General features: G+C 61.3%; 12 protein-coding genes. 6 read left to right on the top strand and 6 right to left on the bottom strand.

Annotated elements, in window-relative coordinates; all coding sequences use genetic code 11:
* Window position 1: 1 nt before the first annotated feature.
* Both OXT71_20885 and OXT71_20880 read right to left on the bottom strand, forming a co-directional pair.
* Window positions 2–1,861, bottom strand: coding sequence for a hypothetical protein (locus tag OXT71_20885; protein MDE2928847.1), 1,860 nt, complete (start codon window positions 1,859–1,861; stop codon window positions 2–4).
* Between the two features lie 287 nt (window positions 1,862–2,148).
* Entirely contained in the window at window positions 2,149–3,195 is a 1,047-nt protein-coding gene (locus OXT71_20880; GenBank protein ID MDE2928846.1) for an amidohydrolase family protein, read from the bottom strand.
* Window positions 3,196–3,313: 118 nt separating this feature from the next.
* Here OXT71_20880 and OXT71_20875 point away from each other — a divergent pair, with 118 nt between their 5' ends.
* The 6 genes from OXT71_20875 (at window position 3,314) to OXT71_20850 (ending at window position 12,285) form a co-directional block, all read left to right on the top strand.
* The gene (locus tag OXT71_20875; protein ID MDE2928845.1) at window positions 3,314–6,415 is read left to right on the top strand and encodes a PSD1 and planctomycete cytochrome C domain-containing protein; all 3,102 of its coding nucleotides are present in this window, start codon (window positions 3,314–3,316) and stop codon (window positions 6,413–6,415) included.
* Window positions 6,416–6,418: 3 nt separating this feature from the next.
* Entirely contained in the window at window positions 6,419–7,903 is a 1,485-nt protein-coding gene (locus tag OXT71_20870) for a DUF1501 domain-containing protein (GenBank protein MDE2928844.1), read from the top strand.
* A gap of 150 nt (window positions 7,904–8,053) precedes the next feature.
* Entirely contained in the window at window positions 8,054–9,049 is a 996-nt protein-coding gene (locus tag OXT71_20865) for a tetratricopeptide repeat protein (protein MDE2928843.1), read from the top strand.
* Window positions 9,050–9,093: 44 nt separating this feature from the next.
* Window positions 9,094–9,834: an MBL fold metallo-hydrolase gene (locus OXT71_20860; protein ID MDE2928842.1), complete on the top strand. Its 741-nt coding sequence runs from the start codon at window positions 9,094–9,096 to the stop codon at window positions 9,832–9,834.
* A 143-nt stretch (window positions 9,835–9,977) separates the two neighbouring features.
* Window positions 9,978–10,520, top strand: a complete 543-nt coding sequence (locus tag OXT71_20855) for a C39 family peptidase (protein MDE2928841.1) — start codon at window positions 9,978–9,980, stop codon at window positions 10,518–10,520.
* Window positions 10,521–10,569: 49 nt separating this feature from the next.
* Window positions 10,570–12,285 (top strand): tetratricopeptide repeat protein, encoded by a 1,716-nt coding sequence (locus OXT71_20850; GenBank protein ID MDE2928840.1) that lies wholly within the window; start codon window positions 10,570–10,572, stop codon window positions 12,283–12,285.
* A 415-nt stretch (window positions 12,286–12,700) separates the two neighbouring features.
* Here OXT71_20850 and OXT71_20845 read toward each other — a convergent pair whose 3' ends face one another.
* From OXT71_20845 to OXT71_20830, 4 genes are all read right to left on the bottom strand, one after another.
* The gene (locus OXT71_20845; GenBank protein ID MDE2928839.1) at window positions 12,701–14,248 is read right to left on the bottom strand and encodes an ATP-binding protein; all 1,548 of its coding nucleotides are present in this window, start codon (window positions 14,246–14,248) and stop codon (window positions 12,701–12,703) included.
* A gap of 511 nt (window positions 14,249–14,759) precedes the next feature.
* Entirely contained in the window at window positions 14,760–16,397 is a 1,638-nt protein-coding gene (locus tag OXT71_20840) for a GWxTD domain-containing protein (protein MDE2928838.1), read from the bottom strand.
* Between the two features lie 158 nt (window positions 16,398–16,555).
* On the bottom strand, window positions 16,556–16,972 hold the full coding sequence (locus OXT71_20835; protein ID MDE2928837.1) for a hypothetical protein: 417 nt from the start codon (window positions 16,970–16,972) through the stop codon (window positions 16,556–16,558).
* A 68-nt stretch (window positions 16,973–17,040) separates the two neighbouring features.
* Complete coding sequence (locus tag OXT71_20830; protein ID MDE2928836.1) at window positions 17,041–20,511, bottom strand: TonB-dependent receptor; 3,471 nt, start codon at window positions 20,509–20,511, stop codon at window positions 17,041–17,043.
* Between the last annotated feature and the right edge of the window lie 213 nt (window positions 20,512–20,724).

The following is a 20,724-nucleotide window of genomic DNA, read 5'->3' as shown; positions in this document are numbered from 1 at the left end:
CTTACCGATTGGAGGCGAGCTGCCGCTCTTTCTCACTCCCATCCACCAGCAGCGGGAGCGTGCCGATGGCGAATGCCTCTCCTATTTTTCCCCCGTTGATGGGCCGGGCCGTCAGATCGATGAGCCAGGGGGTACGGCTCGGCGAGGCGCTGGAGTCGGCCATCAACGCGATCATGGCCCTTTGCGTGGCCGGCTTGTAGCGTTTCTGGTCCCTCAATGGAGGCAGGTCCTCCGTTGACCGGCTCTCCTTCGGACGCGCCATGACCGGAAACGCCTTCACGCCGGGCGGAAGGTTTTTGACGCTGAGCAGGACGTCGCCTTGGAATCCCTCCTCCAGGTCCACGGACAACGTCAACGTGCTGGCCTGGCCGGGCGTGATCCGAAGGTGATCTTCCTCAGGCCGGATCGATCCGACGTGCGGAACCTGGTCCCGGACCAGCACTCTGTACCTGAAATCGGAACCTCCGTTCCGGGATGTGATGTCGCGAACCTGGAGGGTGTACTCGCCCCCCTTCTCAAAGGTGTAGACCGTCTTCGCCTCCAGGTGCTTGACGACGAAGTTCCCGCTTCTGCCCCACACTTTGTTGAGGTTTTCCACGACTTCCTCGCCGTCGGCGTTTGTGACCTTCATCCAGGGGACGAAAAATGACGGTTTCCTCAGCGGGGTCTCGATCTCGAATGCGACAAGGGTTCCGTCGGCCACCTTGAACTTGAAGGTGTCGATGTCACCCGGCCCGCCGATGGTCCCTTCCAGAGCTGCGGGGATGGCTCCCACGTCGAGAGCTTGTGCCGGCTGGTCATTCGGCTCCTGTTCGGCGAAAGACTCGAACGAGATGCCTCCGCCGGACGCCTCGTTGGTTTCTTCCGGGACGCCCCTGGCATGGAGTCTCTCGATCCAATCCGCTTCGATCTTCCGGCCGAAGTCCCGTTCGGACACCGTGGGCACGAGGGCCTGGGCAGCTTCTCCCGCCCAGGTCCATTGCAGGGGTCCGTCATGGGCGGGCCGATCCGCGGTGAAGGAACAGGGTGCCTCCCCGGCAGCCCCGCCGGGGAAGACCTTCAACTGGTAGCCGGGATTCTCAAACATCCCGACCTTGCCCGAAACCTCCGCCACGGCCAGAAAGAATTCGCCGTCCCTGGGGAATTTGTAGGCCAAGGTCGGCCGATGCTGCATGGGGTCGTTGATGACCAGTCGATGATCGCGGCCGGGATCGAACCAGCTGCCTCCCCGCTCATGGATGCTCAGCTTCGGCCGCATCGTCCACAGGCCGAGCGGAGCGGTGCTCGAGAAGAAGTCCACCTGGAAGCAGAGAACCTGGTCGCGGGTGGCCTGCAACGCGTAAAAATCCACCTCGCCCAGCTCCGGCAGGCTGCCCTGAATCACGATCGGGAAGCCATCGATGGGCTGGGCAGTGTCCAACTCGTTGTGTTTGGTGCCGACTTCAAGCACGTTGGGCTCGGAAGTGACCCGGAACCTCAGCGGGTTGGAGATCCCGCCGGGGGTCACGGCGCGGAAGTAGTGGGCTCCCAATTCGGCGTCGGGGGAGATACGAACTTTCAGAAGCGCCCGGTATTTCCCCTGATACGGCTTGGATTCGGCGCCCTGCTCCTGGCCGGCGCCGGCCTTTTCGACTTCCTCGGTCCGTTCCAGCTTCAGGACCTCCGCCTCCACTTGATCGTAACGGAACCAGGCCACCTGGAGCGGGTCCAGATGCTTGCCCACGAGCTCGACTTCCAGCGTGTCCCCCGCCTGTCCTCCCAAGGGATACAGGGAGACCAGCTTGGGCCTGGCAGGCGGATCTGCGGCTTCGAGTTGAACCGAAAGGAAAGCCAGAATCAGAAGGGCCGGAATGGATCGCATGTAGAGATCTCCGTTAGGCGTACTGCTGATCAAAATTCTACATCAGGAGCCGTGGGGAAAACAAGCAGAGGTGTCCGTCACCGACAGCCGCCCCGCTTCCCCCCAATGAGATCTCCCGTAGGGAGATCCAAATGCTGATACAAAAAGGGTGATTAATCAGGGGGATAAAAGGGTGGAAAAGGCCAGTAATTTCCAGTATATAAATACATTTATGTTGCTATTCCTGGCCATTTAAGGGGGAAACAGAAAAGATAGATGTTGTGCGTCCGACGAGCTTTTCCGGACGTTCATGCTCGCGGCGGGGACTGAAGTCCGGCAGCCTTCGGCTCCAGGCGGTAGAGTCGCTGGACGTTCCGTCCGAGGATGAGGCTCAGGTCCTCCTGGGACATGTAGGGGCAGTTGTTTTGCAGGTAGTGGAACCTCCGGGAGTACTCGGCTGGACTGCTCAGTCCCTTCTTGACGAATTCCGAACCCCAGGCCAATTTCCCTGGACCGAAGTTGTCGTAGAGGCTCTTGAGGACTTCGTCGTTGGGTCCATAGTTCAGGTGTCCCGCCAGAATGCCAAGGATCACGTTGTGTTCCTTGACCAGCCGGATGGCCTTTTCCGGGAGCTTGACCGAGTTGTCCGGTTGAAGGCAGGGCTGCGGTGGGATGCCATGGACGATCACGACCGGAAGGTCGGGAAATTTCTCCAGCAGCCGCAGGAGAATGGGCCACAGGCTCTCGAAATTCGATCCGTAGCCGATGGAGGGACTGCCGGTGTAAGTCACGAAGGAGACGGTAATCTTCAGTGAGTCCACCGCCTTCCACAAGGGATCGTATTTGGATGTGGCCAGGCTGTCGTGGCCATCGGAGCCGGGTGGAGGATCGTAGTACAACCCCCGGAAACCCCAATCTCCGACGTAGCGATGAAGCTTGTCGATTTGTTCACTCTTGTACGCTTTCTGCTCGTCGAGCTTGCACACGGAAATGAATCGGTTGGGGAACTCCCGCAGGACCCGGGCCTGGTACTTGTTGGCCCACACTCTGAGCGTGTGGAGCACCGCCATGTCCACTCCGTGGGTATCCATCACTTCAATCAGTTGGCGGGGAGACAGCCCGAGTTTGGATTCGGTGACCTGGAAGATGGTGCGGTCCAATTGTGGATTGTAGCCCTCCACGAGATCCTCGGGCTTCAGGGCCCCGACGTGTCCATGGTTGTCGATGACCAGTGCAGGCTTTCCACCCGGCTTTTCGGGAGGCGCCGGTGTCGTGAATGAGCTCCGGTGCATCGCCGGCGCGACGAAAGCGGTGCCGAGAAACCTGCGGCGGCTCCATCCCTGTTGAAGTGTCATGTTCCAGCCTCCTTGAATGGTCGGACTCCCTTCCCGTTCGTAACCTGTACTCCTCTCTCCTTCCCGGTTCAAGGGGGTTCTGGTAAAATCGCGCCAAATCCATATTGTTGAGCAACTTATGCTGATTTATCGACGGTGGTATTCAGGACTGGTTCTGTTCTCCCTGGCGCTCGTGGCAGTGCCCGGCCTGGGTCAGAATCAATCGGCCGAAGCACCGGATTTCAAGCGTGACATCGAGCCCATCTTCAGCCAGCGATGCCACCATTGCCACGGTCCCGGGCAGGCGTCCGGCGGTCTGCGCCTCGATCTCCGGGAATCGGCCCTCAAGGGTGGCGCCTCGGGTCCCGCCATCGTCCCGGGCGACAGCTCGGCGAGCCGATTGATCCAGATGGTTTCGGGGAAGGGCGGCATGATCATGCCGCTTCAAGGCGATCCGCTGAGCGCCGTCCTCATCGACCGCCTCCGCGCCTGGATCGACGAAGGCGCCTCTTGGCCGGCGGAGACTGACGTCGCCGGCGCCGACCTGCAGGCGGGCGCGAACGGCCATTGGTCGTTTCAGGAGATCAGTGCCCCCGCAGTCCCGGCGACGCGCAACCCGGACCGGGTTCGGAATCCCATCGACTCGTTCGTGCTGGAAGCCCTGGAAACACGGGGACTCCAGCCCTCGTCCCGGGCCTCCCGGGAAACCCTGGTTCGAAGACTGCACCTGGACCTGCTGGGACTCCCGCCCACCCCCGCCGAGGTGGAGGCGTTCGTAAACGACCCGCTCCCCAATGCCTATGAACGTCTGGTCCGCCAGCTCCTTGCCTCGCCCCATTACGGGGAACGCTGGGCCCGGCATTGGCTGGATCTGGCCCGCTATGCCGACAGCGACGGATTCGAGAAGGACGGCGTCCGCCCCCACGCGTGGCGCTACCGGGAGTGGGTGATCGAGGCCATCAACCGGGACCTTCCGTATGACCGGTTCGTCATCGAGCAGATGGCGGGAGACCTGCTGCCGGATGCCGGAATCGAACAGCGCGTGGCGACCGGGTTTCACCGAAACACGCTCACCAATCGCGAGGGGGGAGTCGACAAGGAGCAGTTTCGCATCGAGCAGATCGTGGACCGGACCAATACCACGGCCTCGGTCTTTCTGGGCCTGACCATGGCCTGCGCCCAGTGCCACGACCACAAGTACGACCCCCTTTCTCAGCAGGAGTATTACGAACTCTTCGCCTTTCTCAACGAAGCGGAGGAAAAGAACCTCCCGGCGACCCTGGAACCGGAGATGGCGGCCTATTGGCGAGCCAAGCGGGAATGGGACCTGAGGCAGGAGATGCTCATGGGGAAGATGGAGGCCGAGCGAACGCCTCTGGAGGAGGAGTTGGCCCCGACGCTGGACGATTGGGAGGCGCGTAATCCGTATCCTCTGCTGGGCCAGTGGCAGGTGCTCGATCCCGTCAGCTTCACCACCACCGACTCCAAGGAGGCCGAGCTGGTCAAGCAGGAGGACGGCAGCCTGTTGGCCCGGGGCGCCAATCCCGCCCACAACAACTACAAGGTCGAGGTGAGGAGCTCACTGGCCGGAATCACCGGGTTCCGGATCGAGGCGCTCAAGGACCCGACGCTTCCGAATTCGGGTCCGGGCCGGGCCGCCCAGGGAGAATTCGCGCTTTCGGAAGTGGGCATTGAAGCTTCAACGGGTGAAGAGGGCAAGGAACCCCAGGAGCTGGAGATCGATTCGGCGGTGGCATTGCAGGAGCTGGACGGGTTCGAGGTTGCTCGAGCCGTCGACGGGGAAGAGGTGACCGGTTGGTCGCCGGGCGGGCTCGACGGACCCAACCACAACCGTCAGATTGTCGTGATCCTCAAGGAGGACGCCGGTTCTTCATCCGGAATCACCTTCCATTTCAAGCTGGAGCAGCGCCTCGGCGACCACCGGACCATGGGCCGGTTCCGGCTTTCGGCGACGACGGCCCCGAGGGAGTTGCTGCAGTCCCTGGTCCCCATCGACGTGGAGCGGGTGCTGGCCCTGGAGCCGCGGGACCGGTCCGACGAGCAGACCGCCTTGCTGCTGGACTACGCCGTCGACCAGCAGCCGCGGATGCGGGAATGGCACGCCGCACTGGAAGGGCATCACAAGGCGATGCCTCAGGTCCCCGAGACGCTGGCCCAGACCATCGCCCAGAACCCGGAACCGCCCAAGACCCATATCCACGTCCGGGGCGATTTCCTGCGCAAGGGCCGGCAGGTGATGCCGGGAACTCCAGGCGTGCTGCCTCCCATGCGTTGGCGGGGAGAACGGCCGGATCGCCTCGACCTGGCCCGGTGGATCGTGGGCCCGTCCAATCCGCTCACGGGGCGCGTGGAGGTCAATCGAATCTGGGAAAAGCTCTTCGGACGGGGACTGGTGGCGACCAGCGACGATTTCGGGACCCGTGGAGAGAAGCCTTCCCACCCGGAACTTTTGGACTGGCTCACCCGCGAGTTCGTGAATCTGGGTTGGAGCCGCAAGGACCTGATCGAAACGATCGTTCTGTCATCGACCTATCAGCAGTCCTCTCAAGTAGATCCGGAACTCCTCAAGACCGATCCCAACAACGTGTGGTTGTCCCGGCAGAGCCGATTCCGCGTGGAGTCGGAAGTCACCCGGGATCTCTTCCTGGCCGTGGGAGGCCTGTTGGAACGCCGGGTGGGCGGCCGGAGCATTCGTCCGCCTCTGCCCGAAGACGTGGCGAAGGTGGGGTACAGTTCCGGCGTCAAATGGCCCGAGAGTCAGGGGACAGACAAGTACCGCCGCGGGCTCTACATCCATTTTCAGCGCACGGTTCCGTATCCCATGCTCATGACCTTCGACAGCCCGGACTCCAACACCGCCTGTATTCGCCGAACCCGGTCCAACACGCCGCTGCAGGCGCTGACGCTGCTCAACGATCACGTCTTCGTCGACTGCGCCCGGTCGTTCGCCAGGAAGATCACCGAGGTGAAGTCCACGGACGAGGACCGGCTCCGCTACGCGTTTCGGAGAGCGTTGGCGAGAGAGCCGGACCCGGTCGAGATGAGCGTTCTGACGAAGCTTTTGGACGACCAGGAACAGGTCTTCGCAGCGGGGGAAGGGTCGGCCGCCAAGGTCGCGGGGCCGGGATTCCCCGGCGAGCTGTCCCAGGAGCAGGCCGCCGCCTGGACGACGGTGGCGCGCACCATCCTCAACCTGGACGAGTTTGTCACTCGGGAGTAGGACATGAGTTCTTTGAGGGAAAAAATTCTGGAATCGCGTCGAGACTTCCTGACCAGCAGCGCCAGCGGTCTGGGCGGTATCGCGCTGACGACGATGCTGGCGGAGAAGGGACTCCTGGGGCAGGCGAATGCCGCCGGAACCCTGGGACAGCAGATGACGTCGACCCATTTCCCGGCCAAGGCCAAGAGCTGCATATTCCTATTCATGGCGGGCGCTCCCAGCCAGATCGACCTCTTCGATCCCAAGCCGAAACTGACGGAGCTGAACGGCCAACCCATGCCCGAGTCCATGCTGGAGAAGGTCCGGTTCGCCTTCATCAAAAAGGAGTCGGCGGTGCTGATGGGCAGCAATGCCAAGTTTCCCAAACATGGCGAATCGGGCATCAGGATCTCCGAATACCTGCCCCATATCGGCGGCTGCGCCGACGACATCGCCTTGATCCGGTCCATGCACACCGAGGCCTTCAACCATCATCCGGGACAGTTGATGATGAATTCGGGAGTGCCCACCTTCGGCCGTCCGTCGATGGGCTCCTGGATCAACTACGGGCTGGGCAGCGAGTCGGAGGACCTGCCGGGCTACGTCGTGCTCACGGCCGGCAGGGGGACCAGCGGCGGCGCCTCCAACTGGTCCAGCGGCTTCCTGCCTTCGAGCTACGAGGGGGTGCTCTTCCGAAACCAGGGAGACCCGGTGCTGCACCTGTCCAATCCTGAGGGCCTGCCGCACGAATGCCAGCGCCGGAGCCTGGAGGCGCTGAAACAGCTCAACCGGCAGCACTACAAGCAGGCCCGCGACCCCGAGATCCTGTCTCGAATCGCCTCCTATGAGCTGGCGTACCGGATGCAGTCAGCGACGCCGGAACTCATCGACCTCTCCCAGGAAAGCGAGAAGACCTTGGAGATGTACGGGGTCAACCGGAAGGATCCCGACGGCAGTCGGGGACGCGGCTTCACCAATGGGGTGTTCGGCAGCTACGCACGCAACTGCCTGTTGGCCCGCCGCCTGGTGGAACGGGGCGTACGATTCGTCAACATCTATCACGCCTCATGGGATCATCACAGCAGTCTGGACAAACAATTGCCCACCAACTGCGGGATCGTCGACCAGCCGGTGGCCGCGCTCATTCAGGACTTGAAGCAGCGCGGCATGCTGGACGAGACGCTGGTCGTCTGGGCCGCGGAATTCGGCCGGACCCCGTTGGCGGAGAACAACGGAGGAGAAGAGGAAATCAACACCGGCCGGGATCACCACCCCTTCGCCTTCAGCGTCTTCATGGCCGGCGGTGGCATCCAGGGAGGACAGGTCATCGGCAGGACGGACGACATCGGCTGGGGAGTCGAGGAGGAGCCCGTCTCCATCAATGACTTCCACGCCACGATCCTCCATCTCTTCGGCATCGACCACCTCCGGTTGACCCACCGCTTTCAGGGACGAGACTTCCGGCTGACCGACGTGGGCGGCGAGGTGGTGACCAAGCTTTTGGCTTGAACCTTGGAGGGACGATTTCCAATCGCCGAGAAGGAGCGGCGGTTTCCAACCGCCGATTCTTGGAATAATGATTGGAGCGAGGAGGAACGGGCAGCTAGGAAACCGCCGCTCCGTGGCCGGAAGTCCTGAAATCCGGTAGATTTGGACATCATGATAAAGAATCCACGATTGCTTTCCTCCGTTCTGTTGTTGGCCATGACGGTGGCCACGACTCCAGCCCGCCCGCTCTCGCCTCAGGACAAGAAACAATCCGAGGGTGACCCGCCGGTGGAGTTCGTAGAAGACCAGGTGCTGGACGAAGCCCGCACCGTGGGCAAGCCCCGGTCCCGAGAGGAATTCCGAGCGTGGGAGGAGATCAGAGAGACCAGCGACGTTCGCAAGCAGTCCCGGTTGGCAGAGAGATTCCTGAAGAAATTTCCCGACAGTGGATTGACCGCGTGGGCCCACCTTGCGATTGCCAACGCGGCTTTTTCGCGCAACGATGTCGATCGTTTCATTCGGCACGGAGAGGAGGCTCTGCTGGAGCTTCCCGACACGGTCGAGCTGCTGGCGCCATTGGCCAATATCTACTCCGAGAGCAAAAGGATCGACCGGGCAAGCGATTACGCCACCCGGGCCCTCGGCTTGTTGGATCAGTTGGAGAAACCGATGGGCCAGAACACGGCCGATTGGATCGCCATGAAGCAGGGTTGGGCGGCGGACGCACATTATGCAATGGGGCGTTCGATCCTCGAAGTGTGGACCAAGTCTCCCAAAAAGCCGGTTTCGGACCTTGAGGAGGCGGTGGAGCACCTGAAACAGACTCTGAAGATGAATCCCGGACACGGCTATGCCGCGTTCCGTCTCGGATTCGCCGCGTCCCGAACCCACGACTACGATACCGCCCTGTTGGCCTATGCCCGCGCGGCGGTGGTGGAAGGGCCGGCCGCCAACTCGGCCAAGGGGCATGTGCAGAGGCTCCACGACGGCCTGAAAAACGTTCCCAACTCGCGATGGGCTTCGACCAACGCCAACGAGATCATCCGGGACGAGAGAAAGCGGCTCGAGGCGGAGATGGACGCCAAGGAGCAGGAGTACTCCCGCCTGGCCGCGGTGTACGACGCAGCCGCGCCGAAGGAAACCGCCGCGCCGTCCCTGGTGGAGTGACGCTCCGCAATCAGTTTTCTTCCCTGTGCTGAGGACCGATCGACATGAAGCTGACGGATGACGTCTATCTGGTGGGCGGCGGCGACACCGGTTTCAACATCTCCAATCGAATGGACTGCCACGTGTTCGTGATCCGGGGGGACGGCGAACTGGCCCTGGTGGATGCCGGATTTGACGGGCCCGGGAAGATCCTCCGCAACATCGAGAACGACGGCCTGGATCCGGGGGAGATCCGCCGGATCTTCGTCACCCACTACCACGCCGACCATGTGGGGGCGCTGGCTCAACTGAAGCGCGAACTGGGCGCCTCCGTCATCGCCGGAAAAGAAGCCGCGCCGACGATCCGCGAGGGGGATGCGGAACAGACCGGTCTGGCCTGGGCACAGGACTTCGGCTTCTATCCGGCGGACTTCCACTGGGAGGCCTGTGACGTCGAGGGGGAAATGGCGGACGGGGACCGGTTCGAAGTGGGAGGTCTGGAACTCACGTCCATCGCCACTCCGGGTCACTGCAGCGGCCACTATTCCCTCCTGCTGAAGGGACGGGACCGGACCTATCTCATGGCAGGTGACCAGGTGTTCTGGGGCGGTGCGGTGGTTCTCCAGAACGTCCGTGACTCGAGCATTCAGGACTGCGCGGCCTCAATGCAAAAGCTGCTGAACTACGACTTCGACGCTCTGCTCCCGTCGCATCTGGCATTCTCCCTGGAGCGCGGAAAGCGCCACGTCGAAGCGGGAGCCAAGGCGTTCCAACAGACCGGTCTTCCCAGGAACCTCTTCGGGTGATTCGGATAACCGCCAGGAGGGGGGACATTCGTGTCCCCCATTGGGAGGGGCGACTTTCCTGTCGCCCATTCTTTCTTTCGCCCGCACTCCCGAGAATCTGCGGCAAGAAAGCCGCCGCTCCCACCAGTTTTCCGACAGGATTGTTGAGGCGTCCGGCCTGGGCCCTTTCCATTCTGATGCTGGCCCTATCGGTCCTCACCGTACACGCAGAAGAGGAATCGCCCGCCAAGGGATTCTTCCTGGAAGTCCCCTATGTCCGCCAGGCGGAGAACTACTGCGGTCCCGCCGTGCTCGCCATGCTCCTGCGCTATTGGAAACATCCGGCCGATCACCGTGAGTTGGCGGGACGTTTCCAACCCTTTCCGAAAAAGGGCCTGAGCGGTCTCGAACTGAAAGAGCTGGCTACTGCGGAGGGGTTCCAGGCCTACTCCTTCGCCGGCGACACGACCGAAATGCTCGATCACCTGCGGCAGGGACGGCCACTGATCACCGTGATCGACCCGTCCATCCTGACGACCAACAATCACTACGTGGTGCTGGTGGGCTGGGACGAATCCCGCCGGGAATGGATCGTGCACGATCCCGTAAAGGGACCCTATCAGCGGCGGCCGGCGGGAGAAATGGCGCGTCAGCGGTCGCGGCTGGAAAACTGGACGCTTCTGGTCATCCCCGAGACTCCATCCTGAGCCGGCTGCGGCAACAACCGAAATCGCGACTGACTACAATGTCCGGCGTATGCTCGGGCACTTCCGGCCGGCGCCGATTTCCGTCCGCGTCTCCCTCTTGGTATTGCTGAGCCTGCTTTTCGCTTCGGCCGGCCTGGCCTCCGGCACGGAAGAGCTACTCTCCCGCGGCCGAACGGAACTGGAGGCGGAGCGATACGAGTCTGCTGAGTTGCTCTTCCGGCAGGCTCTGCAACAGGAGGCGTCCAACGGCGAGGCCACCTTTCTGCTCGGCATGGCCCTGGCCAAGCAGGAGCGTTGGGCCGATGCCGAACGGGAACTGGAGCGCGCCGTCCTCCTGAGGCCCGGCGACGCGGCGGCCCATGCGGAGCTGGCCGGCGTCTATTTCAAACAGGATCGGAGGGACAAGGCCCGAGCCAGCCTGGGGACAGCGCTGAAGCTGGACCCGAAGAACAGCTACGCCCGGAGCTTCCTGGCCATCCTTTCCTACCTCCAGGACCGGCGGTTGGAGGCTCTGCACCACTGGAATCTGCTGGGCGAGCCTCAAATCGCTCAGATCCAGGTCGCGGCTTCCGAGGACGCGGCGCCGAAACTGGTGGAGTCCCTCTTCCGATTCAATGAAGAGGAGGTCCTGGAGCGGAGGCAGCTCCTACAGGCGTATTGGGTCCAGACCAGGTTCAGGCTGGGACCCCGGTTCGGATGGCAGCTCGACCCGCAGCCCGGGGGACGTTGGGATCTAAGTGTCGACCTTCCTCCAGCCAGCGACTCTTTTTCCAACAAGACCGGGTTTCTGATCGAGAATTCCTCCCGAGCCGTCTTCAATCGGGAGATCGGTCTCGGGTTGCGGGACGGCCGGGGCCGGCGATTGGCGGGAGGGGCTCGGTGGGACGCTCCCCGGAAACGGGCCGGAGCATCCGCCTGGTTTCCGTTTTTTTCGTCTTCTTCCGACCTGTTGCGTCTTGGCTTCGATGTCCGGGACGAGGAGTGGAGCCACACCGCATCGGGTACGGAATATGACTACCGGACGGAAAAGGTCTTCGGCGGCTACGAATGGTTGATGTCCGCACGCAGGTCCCTGGCTTTTCACGGCGGATACCAGCGCCAGGAATTTCGATTCGGCGGAGACGCCAGCCAGCATACACAGAGTCCTCACCTTCTGGCCGCGGGACTGGAATGGAATCAGCTTTGGGGCCTCGACGCCGGGGAGAACGCCCGGTTGAGTTGGATGGCCCGGTTCGATGCCTTTTCGCCTCTCGCGGGAGGGGGGGATCCTTCCCACAGGATGATGTCGGGCTTGGGGATCGATTGGACGCTGGCCAGGAAAACGGAGTCCCGGTTGAGATTGTCGATTCAGGGTGGAGTCTCCGGCCGGGACCTGCCGCTGGATCACTATTTTCTCTTCGGGATCGGGCCCGACGCGCGGTTGCCTCTCAAGGCTCATCCGGAACTGCGGGACAGCCGGAAAGGGAACAGTCCCATGGGGCGCGATTTTGTTCTCCTGGGCGCGGAACTGGGGCGGAGGCTGTGGAGGTGGGGGCTCCTCGAGGTGGGGGGATTCGTCTTCAGCGATACGGCGTTCGTCTCGGGCAGGCCGTTTTTAGGTGGAGCGGCGGAGTGGTTTCAGGACGTTGGGGTGGGGGTTCGTTTCAGAGTGTTGGGTCAGGATTTCCTGAATGTCTTTCTGGGTCTGGATACTCGTAGCCGGACCTTTCATCACTGGGCCGGGCTTCCCAGCGTTGGAGCGGGGGCTTGGAGCAACGGCTTCTAGCCGCCGAGGAGATAGGCGATCTACCTTCCTATTTCCAGGCTTGCCGTGAAACTGCGGAAGGTCGATGCCTTCCTGATGCCGAGGATGCGGAAGGACTCGGAGAACGACGTCCGGCCTCCCAATGTGCTGGTGACCACGGCATGGCCGAAGCGCCGTCCCACACGTGCCTTGAGCGTCGGATGAAAACTGCCGCCGCTGGTTGCCGGCGCTGCCCCAAATGCTGGAGGATCCCATTGAACCGGGTTTCATAGCTTTCCAGCAGTCAGTTCGACGCCGGGTTCTGACCCGAAGTTCCAAAAAAAGTTATGCCAGTGGTCCTCGGCCGCCGGAATGGATCGGGAGTCTCGGCCAGCAAGCCGAGCATGACTGTGTTCATCGATTCACTCTTAACTCATGTTCCGACGGGCCGCCACGTTCATGCACGCTCCACGTCGAACGACGCCAGATTTCGAGCCTTCCGGCTGAACTCCACGGCGACGAGCCAGATCGGCTGGCCCAGGCCCCGGTATTTTTCCGCATAGCGCCTCTCTTTCAACTGCGCCATCGCGGCGCCCTTACGCGCCAACTCGACCACCTTGAACTCGAACACGTAGACGTTGCCGTTGAAGCGAACCGCCATGTCCATCCGACCTCGGCTGCTGCTGTCCTCCACCGCCGTGTCGAGGCCCAGCGCCGCGAACCAGGAATAGAACACGCTGGCGTAGTAACCCTCGTAGTTGGCGATGGCATTGTTCATGTGCCACTCGAAAGGGATGCTGGCGAAGAACGCTCGGAACTGCGCCTCAAGGCCGACGAAATCGTTGGCGGTTAGCAGTTCGTACAGGCGGATGTCGTGCGCCCCCTGGCGCGATGGGTCCGGCCCCAGGCCGTGCAGCAGGTGCTCGTTCAGGCTCTGCTTCACCTCTCGGTTCGGATAGCCCAACCGGTAGAGGGTCTTGCCGCCAAGATTCATCTCTTCGGTGATCGTCAAGTAGCCGGTTTGGAACAACAGGGCCTCGGTGGCGATGTCGTCTACATCGAACCTGGACAGAAGGCCGTCGGTGCCGATCATGTCTTCGAGTGCCAGCGATCCGACCCGCCGATTGAGCAGTGTCTCGACGAGGAACGACGGCGAACCGGTCTCGAACCAGTGCGCCTTGAATTTTCGGCTGTCGAAGAGCAGGAGAATGTCGAACGGGTTGTACACCTTCTCGCTACCCGACCAGCTATAGCCGTTGTACCAGTCACGAATCTTGTTCCGGTCAAGGCCCGGCAGTTCCGGCCCGAACACCGTATCCAGGTCCGCATCGGTATAACCGCAGATCGAGGAGTGGCGGGGGTCGAGGGTGATGTCCTTGAGATTGTTGAGCCCGGAGAACAGGCTCACCTTGGAGAATTTGCTGACGCCCGTGAGGAAGACGAACCGGATGTGCGAATCATTGTCCTTGATGGCCGCGTAGACGCCGCGCAGGTAGTCGCGGTTGGCCCTGGCTACGTCGGGTACGTCCAAAGCGTCCAGGATCGGCTTGTCGTACTCGTCCACCAGCACCACGACGGACCGGCCGGCCTGTCGATGCAGCGCCCGCAGCAGATCGCCATAGCGCTCTGGCCCGGTATCGTAGCGAGCGACGACACCAGCTTCTTCCGCAACCGCATCCAGTTGCGCCATCAAGTTCGCGTGAAGGTAGCCCGGCTCCTTGAAGTTTCCCGTGCTGAAGCTCAGGCGTACGACGGGATGGCGCACCGACCAGTCCCAGTGATCGTGGATGTCCAGATCCATGAATAGCGGCTCGTTGCCATCGAACAACTCCTTCAACGTGTCCAGAAACAGGCTCTTGCCGAATCGCCGAGGGCGCGAAAGGAAGAAATACGAACCTTCGTCGAGGAGCGTTCGAATGTAGCCCGTCTTGTCGACGTAATAGTGATTCTGCTCGCGAATCTTGCGGAGGGTCTGAATGCCGATGGGGAGTTTAAGCCTCGTCATGCTTGCACTCTGAACTCTACCCTACCAGAACGGCTTTTCGGAGCTACACGTGCGGTACACGACTCGTTGCTGATCTCACCGGCCAAGCCACCAACTGCTCCGATGAATTCGACTCTTGGCATTCCACTTTCCAAATTGTCCACAGACGAGCTTCATTGGTGCCTTCAAACCGCATTTCTCACCAGCGAGCGCGCGCTCAGCGCAGTGTGTCCCGGAGAAAACTCGGAAAAAATCTCGTAAATGCTCAAACACATACTCTTTCTCATCATATGCAAAGCGGCCTGGTGAGGAATGCGGGTTAATCGGTTAACGCTCCGTGCGGGAGAAACAGACATTTATGTCGTCGCCCGAATCATCCTCACGGTCCATGCCGGGAAATAAAGGAGTTACTCGACTTCAGCATTGAAAATTCAGGCTGGAATTGCCTGACGATTCCTTACCGTGACTACCAGCCGCCGATTTTTTGGGATCGGGGTGCAAAGAGGGGACAGAAGAGTCCCCTCCTATGCTCCTAGCTTCCCTGGACCTGGAAGTTTTCCTGGATCCTGGTCCTGACGTCCTTGACCTGGTCCCAGGCCTCGACTTCGAGCCGGTATTTGCCGGGTTCCAGGGTGCGCAGGCTCAGCCTCTTGAACAGGACCATTCTCCGGTCGGAGAAGAACTGGACCGATTCTCCGCGGCTGTCGGTGGCTTCACCGATGACTTCGCCGTCGCGGGAGATTCGGTAGGACACCTGCATCTGGGGAGAATTTGAGGCTTGGTCCATGCCGAAATTGTAGAGGTGCAGGTAGACGCCCAGCGGGAGCTTCTTGGAAAAGCTCTTGTCGAGACTGGGCCGGATCTTGACGTCTCCCAGGACGAACATCTGGTCCTGGTCCGGCGCCTCGGGAAGCTCCTGCATGTAATTGGAAAGCAGCATGGAGCTGCTGCTCAGCTTCTCCCTTTGCCGCATGCTGGACGGTGGGATGATGCCGTGCTTGACGGCGCCGATGTTGTTGCTGGTCAGGTCCTTCATGATCAGGTCGAGCTTGTACCGGGTTCCGCTGTCCAGTAGCAGGACCTTCTGGTAGGTCGCCCGCCCCTCCAGGCCCCTCATCAGCCGTTCGGGTCCGAACGAAATCACCAGGTCCTGATCGAATTCTTCGATGAACTTGTTGGTGAGGCTGGTGACGACGCCGTAGAGTCCGACCCGGGCCGAGTGTACTTCGCCGTCGGCCTCGAACGAAAGGAACTTGTTTCGGATCTCGACGGTGACGGGAACCAGGACCTGACCGTCGTTGAGCTTGAAGTAGTCGCTTTGAACTCGGAAGGGGAGGTTGGAAAAACCAATCTCCACCTTGACCAACTCCTTGAGGTCCTTGTACTTGATCTTCTTGGGGACCATGACCCGGGAGAAGATCTCGTAGCGCTGGAAGGGGTTGTTGTTGTGGAGCCGGGTTTCGTAGGCGGTGCTCCTGCCGCCGATCAGGGAAGGACGATGCTGCTTGTCGCTGATGCCCCACTGTTCCGACAGGGTCAGGCCATATCCGTCGAAATGGAGCAGAGCGTCCTTTTCGTCGGGGAAAAGGGCCAGCTTGTACGTCCCCGTGTAGGTGCGGTCCACGAATTCCAGAACGATGTCGTCCCCGACACCCTCGAGGTGCCGGTAGCGCCACACCTCCAAGGGGTGGACCACCGTACTGCCGCCGCCCTCGCTGAAGGAGCGATTGTAATTGCCCCCGGTCACATAGCTCTCAATTTCATGAGGCGGTCCATGGAGGATGTAGATCATCCCCCGGTCCGTTTTCCAGCCCGGCACCCCGGCGTAGAATCGCTCATTGACGTAGGCGATGCGCCGATAGTGCTCTTCCTTGAATTCGTTGATGGCCGTCCTCAGGTCCGGGTCCCGGCGACGCCAGAACTGTTCGATGAACAACTCCTTCTCCTCCGGGCTGGTCAGGCTGTTGAAGACCGATTCCTCCTCGTCGCTGATGATGTAGGTGACATCCTGGTTCAGCCAGCGCTGGTAGTAATCCTCCGCTTCCTCTTTTTGAACGGCGGAGGTGTCTCTCTTCTCGTCCTTTTCTTTGGCCAGCACGGGGCCGGAAAAGGAAAGCGACGCAATGAGGAGGAGCAGAGACAGCAACGGAGGGTGGTGTTGCTTCTTCATAATCGCGACTGGTCGAAGCGTTCCCGGACTCGCGAGCGGAACCGAACGCCGTATCAGGCGACTATAACAAATATCGGGCTGGCCGCGGCATGCGCGGCCAGCCCGATGGTGAGATTTCCGAGCGGAAAGCAAAGAGCGCGTCTACACGCGGTGACGCGTCAAGGCTCGCCCCGGTCGTACGTGTGAATCAGAACGAGCACGGTGAAGACGATGAGCCCGGTGATGACCACCCAGCTCATGAAGGACAGACCGAGCAGGCCGGCCTGGAACTGCTCGTTCATCTGCTTGCTTTCCCGGGCCAGCCGGGCCAGCGTCGCGTCGTCCAGCGTGGGGACAGCGACCGCGATCTGCTCCAGGTCGTAGAGGTGTCCCAGACGATCCTGCACCGCTTGGTGGCGAAGCAGGGTCTGAACTTCACGAATATTTTCGGCGCGTTCGGCCGTCCGTTCCGAGATCTGGCCCTTCAGATCCTCGATCGATACCGAGTGAATCGCCTTCTGAGCCGGGATAGGTCCAGCCTGCAGACTCGTCGAGAAGACCAGGAGGACCGTAAGGAACAAAGAGATGGCTTTCATTGTTTATGACCTTTGCATCTGAATGGTGACAACCCTGTTTCCATGGTGCAGCCCGTCGGCGGCGATCCTCAGAAGTTGATCTTCCAGTAGAGCTGAATGATCCGCGGATCCAAGGTGTTGCCGATTTTTCCGAAACCCTGGGGACTGTCCACGTTGTTGCCCGCCTCGCGCCAGTTGACCCGGTTGAAGGCGTTGAACATCTCCGCCGCGAAGCGGAAACTCACGCCCTCGCTGATCTGGAAATCCTTCATGATGGAAATGTCTTCCTGCATGAATCCGCAGTTTTGCGCACTGGGATGGACGCGGAAGTTCCCCAACGTGAAATTGGGCGCGGTGCTGAATGCTGCGGGATTGAAGATACGGTCTCGTCCCGTCTGGTTGGGATCGTAGTCGCCGCAATTGACGCCGGTCGTGACCCCGACGCCGTGATTCCAGACCGCCCACGCAGGTCCCATATAGGGAAGGAACTGTCCCGTCCCGACGGTCAGGGGATTGCCGGCGTGGTAGACGATGTGACCGGCGACTCTCCAGCCGCCGACCAACAGGTTGCCCAATCGGCCAACGCCGCCGCCGATGGCTTTGCCTCTTCCGAAGGGCAGTTCCCACGAAAAGCTCGCCTTGGTCGCCCAAGAGCGGTTGAACGGCACGAGCGTCTTGGAGGAACTCCAGGTATCCCAATGCTGCAGGGAGGAACCGGCGCGGGGCGCGAAGCTGCCCCTCTCCCGGACGTCCCCCGAGGTCAGCGATTTGGCAATGGTGTGCGACAACATGAAGTTCAACCCGGAGGAGAACCGCTTCTGCAGTATGAAGATGCCCGAGTGGTATAGGTTGAAACCCGAGTGGGAGTTCAACTGGGCCACCCAGTTGTACTGGGGAAAGCGCCGCTGGGACTGCCCCACGGTCCCGGTGAATCCCGGATAGGGCCGGGTGTAGCCGGCGTCTCTGGCAGCCTGGGAATCGATATCCTGCAGCAGGAGGTTGCCGAGAGCCAGATAGCTCAGGGGCAATTGGTTGTAACGGGCGATCTGGGTGCCGATGACGCCGTGGCCCAAGAGACCGATGTATTCGGCGGTGAACACCATATCCCAGGGGAGCTCCCGCTCGATGGCCAGACCCAACCTCTGGGCGGTCCCCTGCTGGGTCTCGTTGACGTCCACGAAACCGACCGAGGAGCCGTTGATCAGGGAAGGATTCAGGAAAGGCAGGTTGGTGGGCAGAATGCTGATTCCCTGATCCCAATTGAGGGCCGGCGTCAGACCGAAGTCCGGGGTCGTTGCGGTCACCGAGGCGCCGAAACCCTGGTTGGGCATGCCGGAGCCATTGCCCATTTCCCCGTTCATGGGGAAGTACATCAGTCCGTAATAGGCCCGCGCCACGGTCTTTTCGTTCAATTGATAGGCAAAACCCAGCCGCGGCCCGAAACTCCTGAAGCCGACATTGAACGCCCGGACCCGCCCGTTGCGTCCCTCTCCCTCTCCGTAGAAGGTGAGGCCGCCCGGGAGGCCGCCCGCCTCCGGATTGGGAGTGTGGATGTCCATGAGGCCCCAGCGCCGGTGAGACTCGTGGAAAGGTATGGGGATCTCCCAGCGGAGGCCGTAGTTGATGGTCAGCTTCGGCGTCGTTCGCCAGGAGTCCTGAACGTAGAAGGCCCAACTGTAGCTGGTGACCTTCCGGGCGCTGGCGGTCTCCTGGAGGACTTCGTCCACGTCGCCCATGAGGAAGGAGGCAAATCCGTCACCCGTGTCCGGATAACCGGGCAGGCCGCTGGTGCGGTTGCGGAAGGTGTAGGTGCCGGCCGTGTGGTTTTCCACGAGAAATTTTCCAGCCCAGATGCTGAGCTGGGCGCCGACCTTCACGTTGTGGTTCCCGCTGGTCCAGGACAGGTCCATGAAGACGGGAACCGTCGACTGGAAGTGTTGGGCCGTGTCGGTGTTGTCGCCGAAACCGCCTCCCACCGCGCTCTGAATCCTTAGTCTGGGAATCGCGGTGGTCAACGCACCCTGGACGCAACCACCCGGACAGTGGTCCGAGGCGGGCGGCAATTTTCCCTCTCCGTAGGTGATCCGGTTGATTCCGAGCCGGGTGCTGAAGAGGAGAGACGGATTTACCGTCCAAAGGTGATTGAGGCGAACCCGGACGCCGCGGCTTTCGACCGCGACGCTGTTCAGCCGATTCGGCGGCGACAGGAAGCTCAGCTTCATATTCGGCGTGTCTTCCCAACCGATGGTGACCTTGTGGTCTTCATGCTCGATGTCGGTCTTGAGATAGACCTTGTCGATGTCGAAGATGTTGGAACCCTCGCCCTCGTAGTTGTTGGTCAATCCGCCGCCTCTGTTCGGTCCCGGATATGCGGTCAGGAGGTGCTTGGCGACGCCGCCGATGCGGCTTGAGGGAATCGTGTTGTTGGGAAAGGGATCCCGCAGGAAACCCCCCTGCCCGTCTGGCCGGGTGGTGAGGGGATCGTAGATCATGCCGGCCCGGACGTCCCGTCCCATGGTGTCGGTCCCAAGGGATGCACCGAGGATCTCGGTGAAGTTCCCTTGCCGCATGAGTTCGGTCTGGACGGTTCCGATCCTTCCGCTCGGTTGCGTGGACCACTCATAACCGGTGTAGTTCATCATGAAGAAGGCCTTGTCCTGGACGATGGGGCCCCCCAGAATGAAGCCCCACTCGTTCTGGATCTGTTCGCCCTTCCCGGAGGCGGTCCACCGGCGCGCGTCCAGGATGTCGTTGCGGTGAAACAGGAAACCACTCCCGTGGAATTCGTTGGTCCCCGACTTGGTGATCATCTCGACGGACACCCCGGAGTTGAACCCCTTCTCCGCGTCCTGATTGGTCTCGATGCGGAACTCTTCGATCAACTCGGGAGCCGGTCCCGTTTCGTCGCGCAGCCCCTGATGCCAGTTGATGCTGCTCTGATGACCGTCGGTGTTGTACCCGAGGGGGTTCCGGTGGGGTCCGTTGTCGCCCACACCGTGGATGGTCCCCTTGTTCCCGTCCCAGGTGGGCTTGAAGATCACACCGGGCAGGGTGTTGATCAGCACCATGGACTGCCGGACAAAGAAGCTCATGTGGACCGGAAGGACTTCCAGCACTTCCGAGTCCTGGGCGTGGGCCACGGTGGTGTCGGTCATTTTGACCAGTGTCGCCTGACCCGCGACGGTGACCGTTTCGGTCACGTCGCCGACCTCGAGCACGATATCGACCGTCCGGGTCAGTTCCGAGGTGACTCGCTGTCCGGTCACGACCTTGGTCTTGAATCCGGTCAAGCCGGCCGAGATCTCATATTCGCCGATCCCGAGGGCCTGGATCAGGTAGTAGCCGCTGTCGCCGGTCACCGACATCCTCTCGATGCCGGTGGCCACGTTTCGCGCGGTCACCTCCACACCCGGGATCAAGCCGCCCGATTCGTCGGTGACGGTCCCCTGGATGTTTCCGGCGCCCTGCTGGGCGCGCTGCGCCTGAACCGGTCCACCGAGCTGGAAGCCGAGGATCAGCACCAGTAGACAGCAGGTAAACAGGTGGATTTTCGGTCTCATGAACCCTCCTACTTAATGTATTGCGGAACCGAGGTGTTCTCGTCCGTTGCGGGTGCCCGGAATTCGGCCGTCACTGTGGGCCATGACACAAATCTGTTGGTGTCGGCTGGGAAAAATCAGGCAGCGAAATTCCAAGTCGTGCGGATTACCCATCATTTAAGAGCACGCACGTAGCACTGGGATGCACACGTTTGAACTTGTATAGCAAGAGAC

The sequence above is a fragment of the Acidobacteriota bacterium genome, from assembly GCA_028874215.1.
Lineage (GTDB): Bacteria > Acidobacteriota > UBA6911 > RPQK01 > JAJDTT01 > JAJDTT01.
This window is presented reverse-complemented; position numbering and strand designations above follow the sequence as displayed.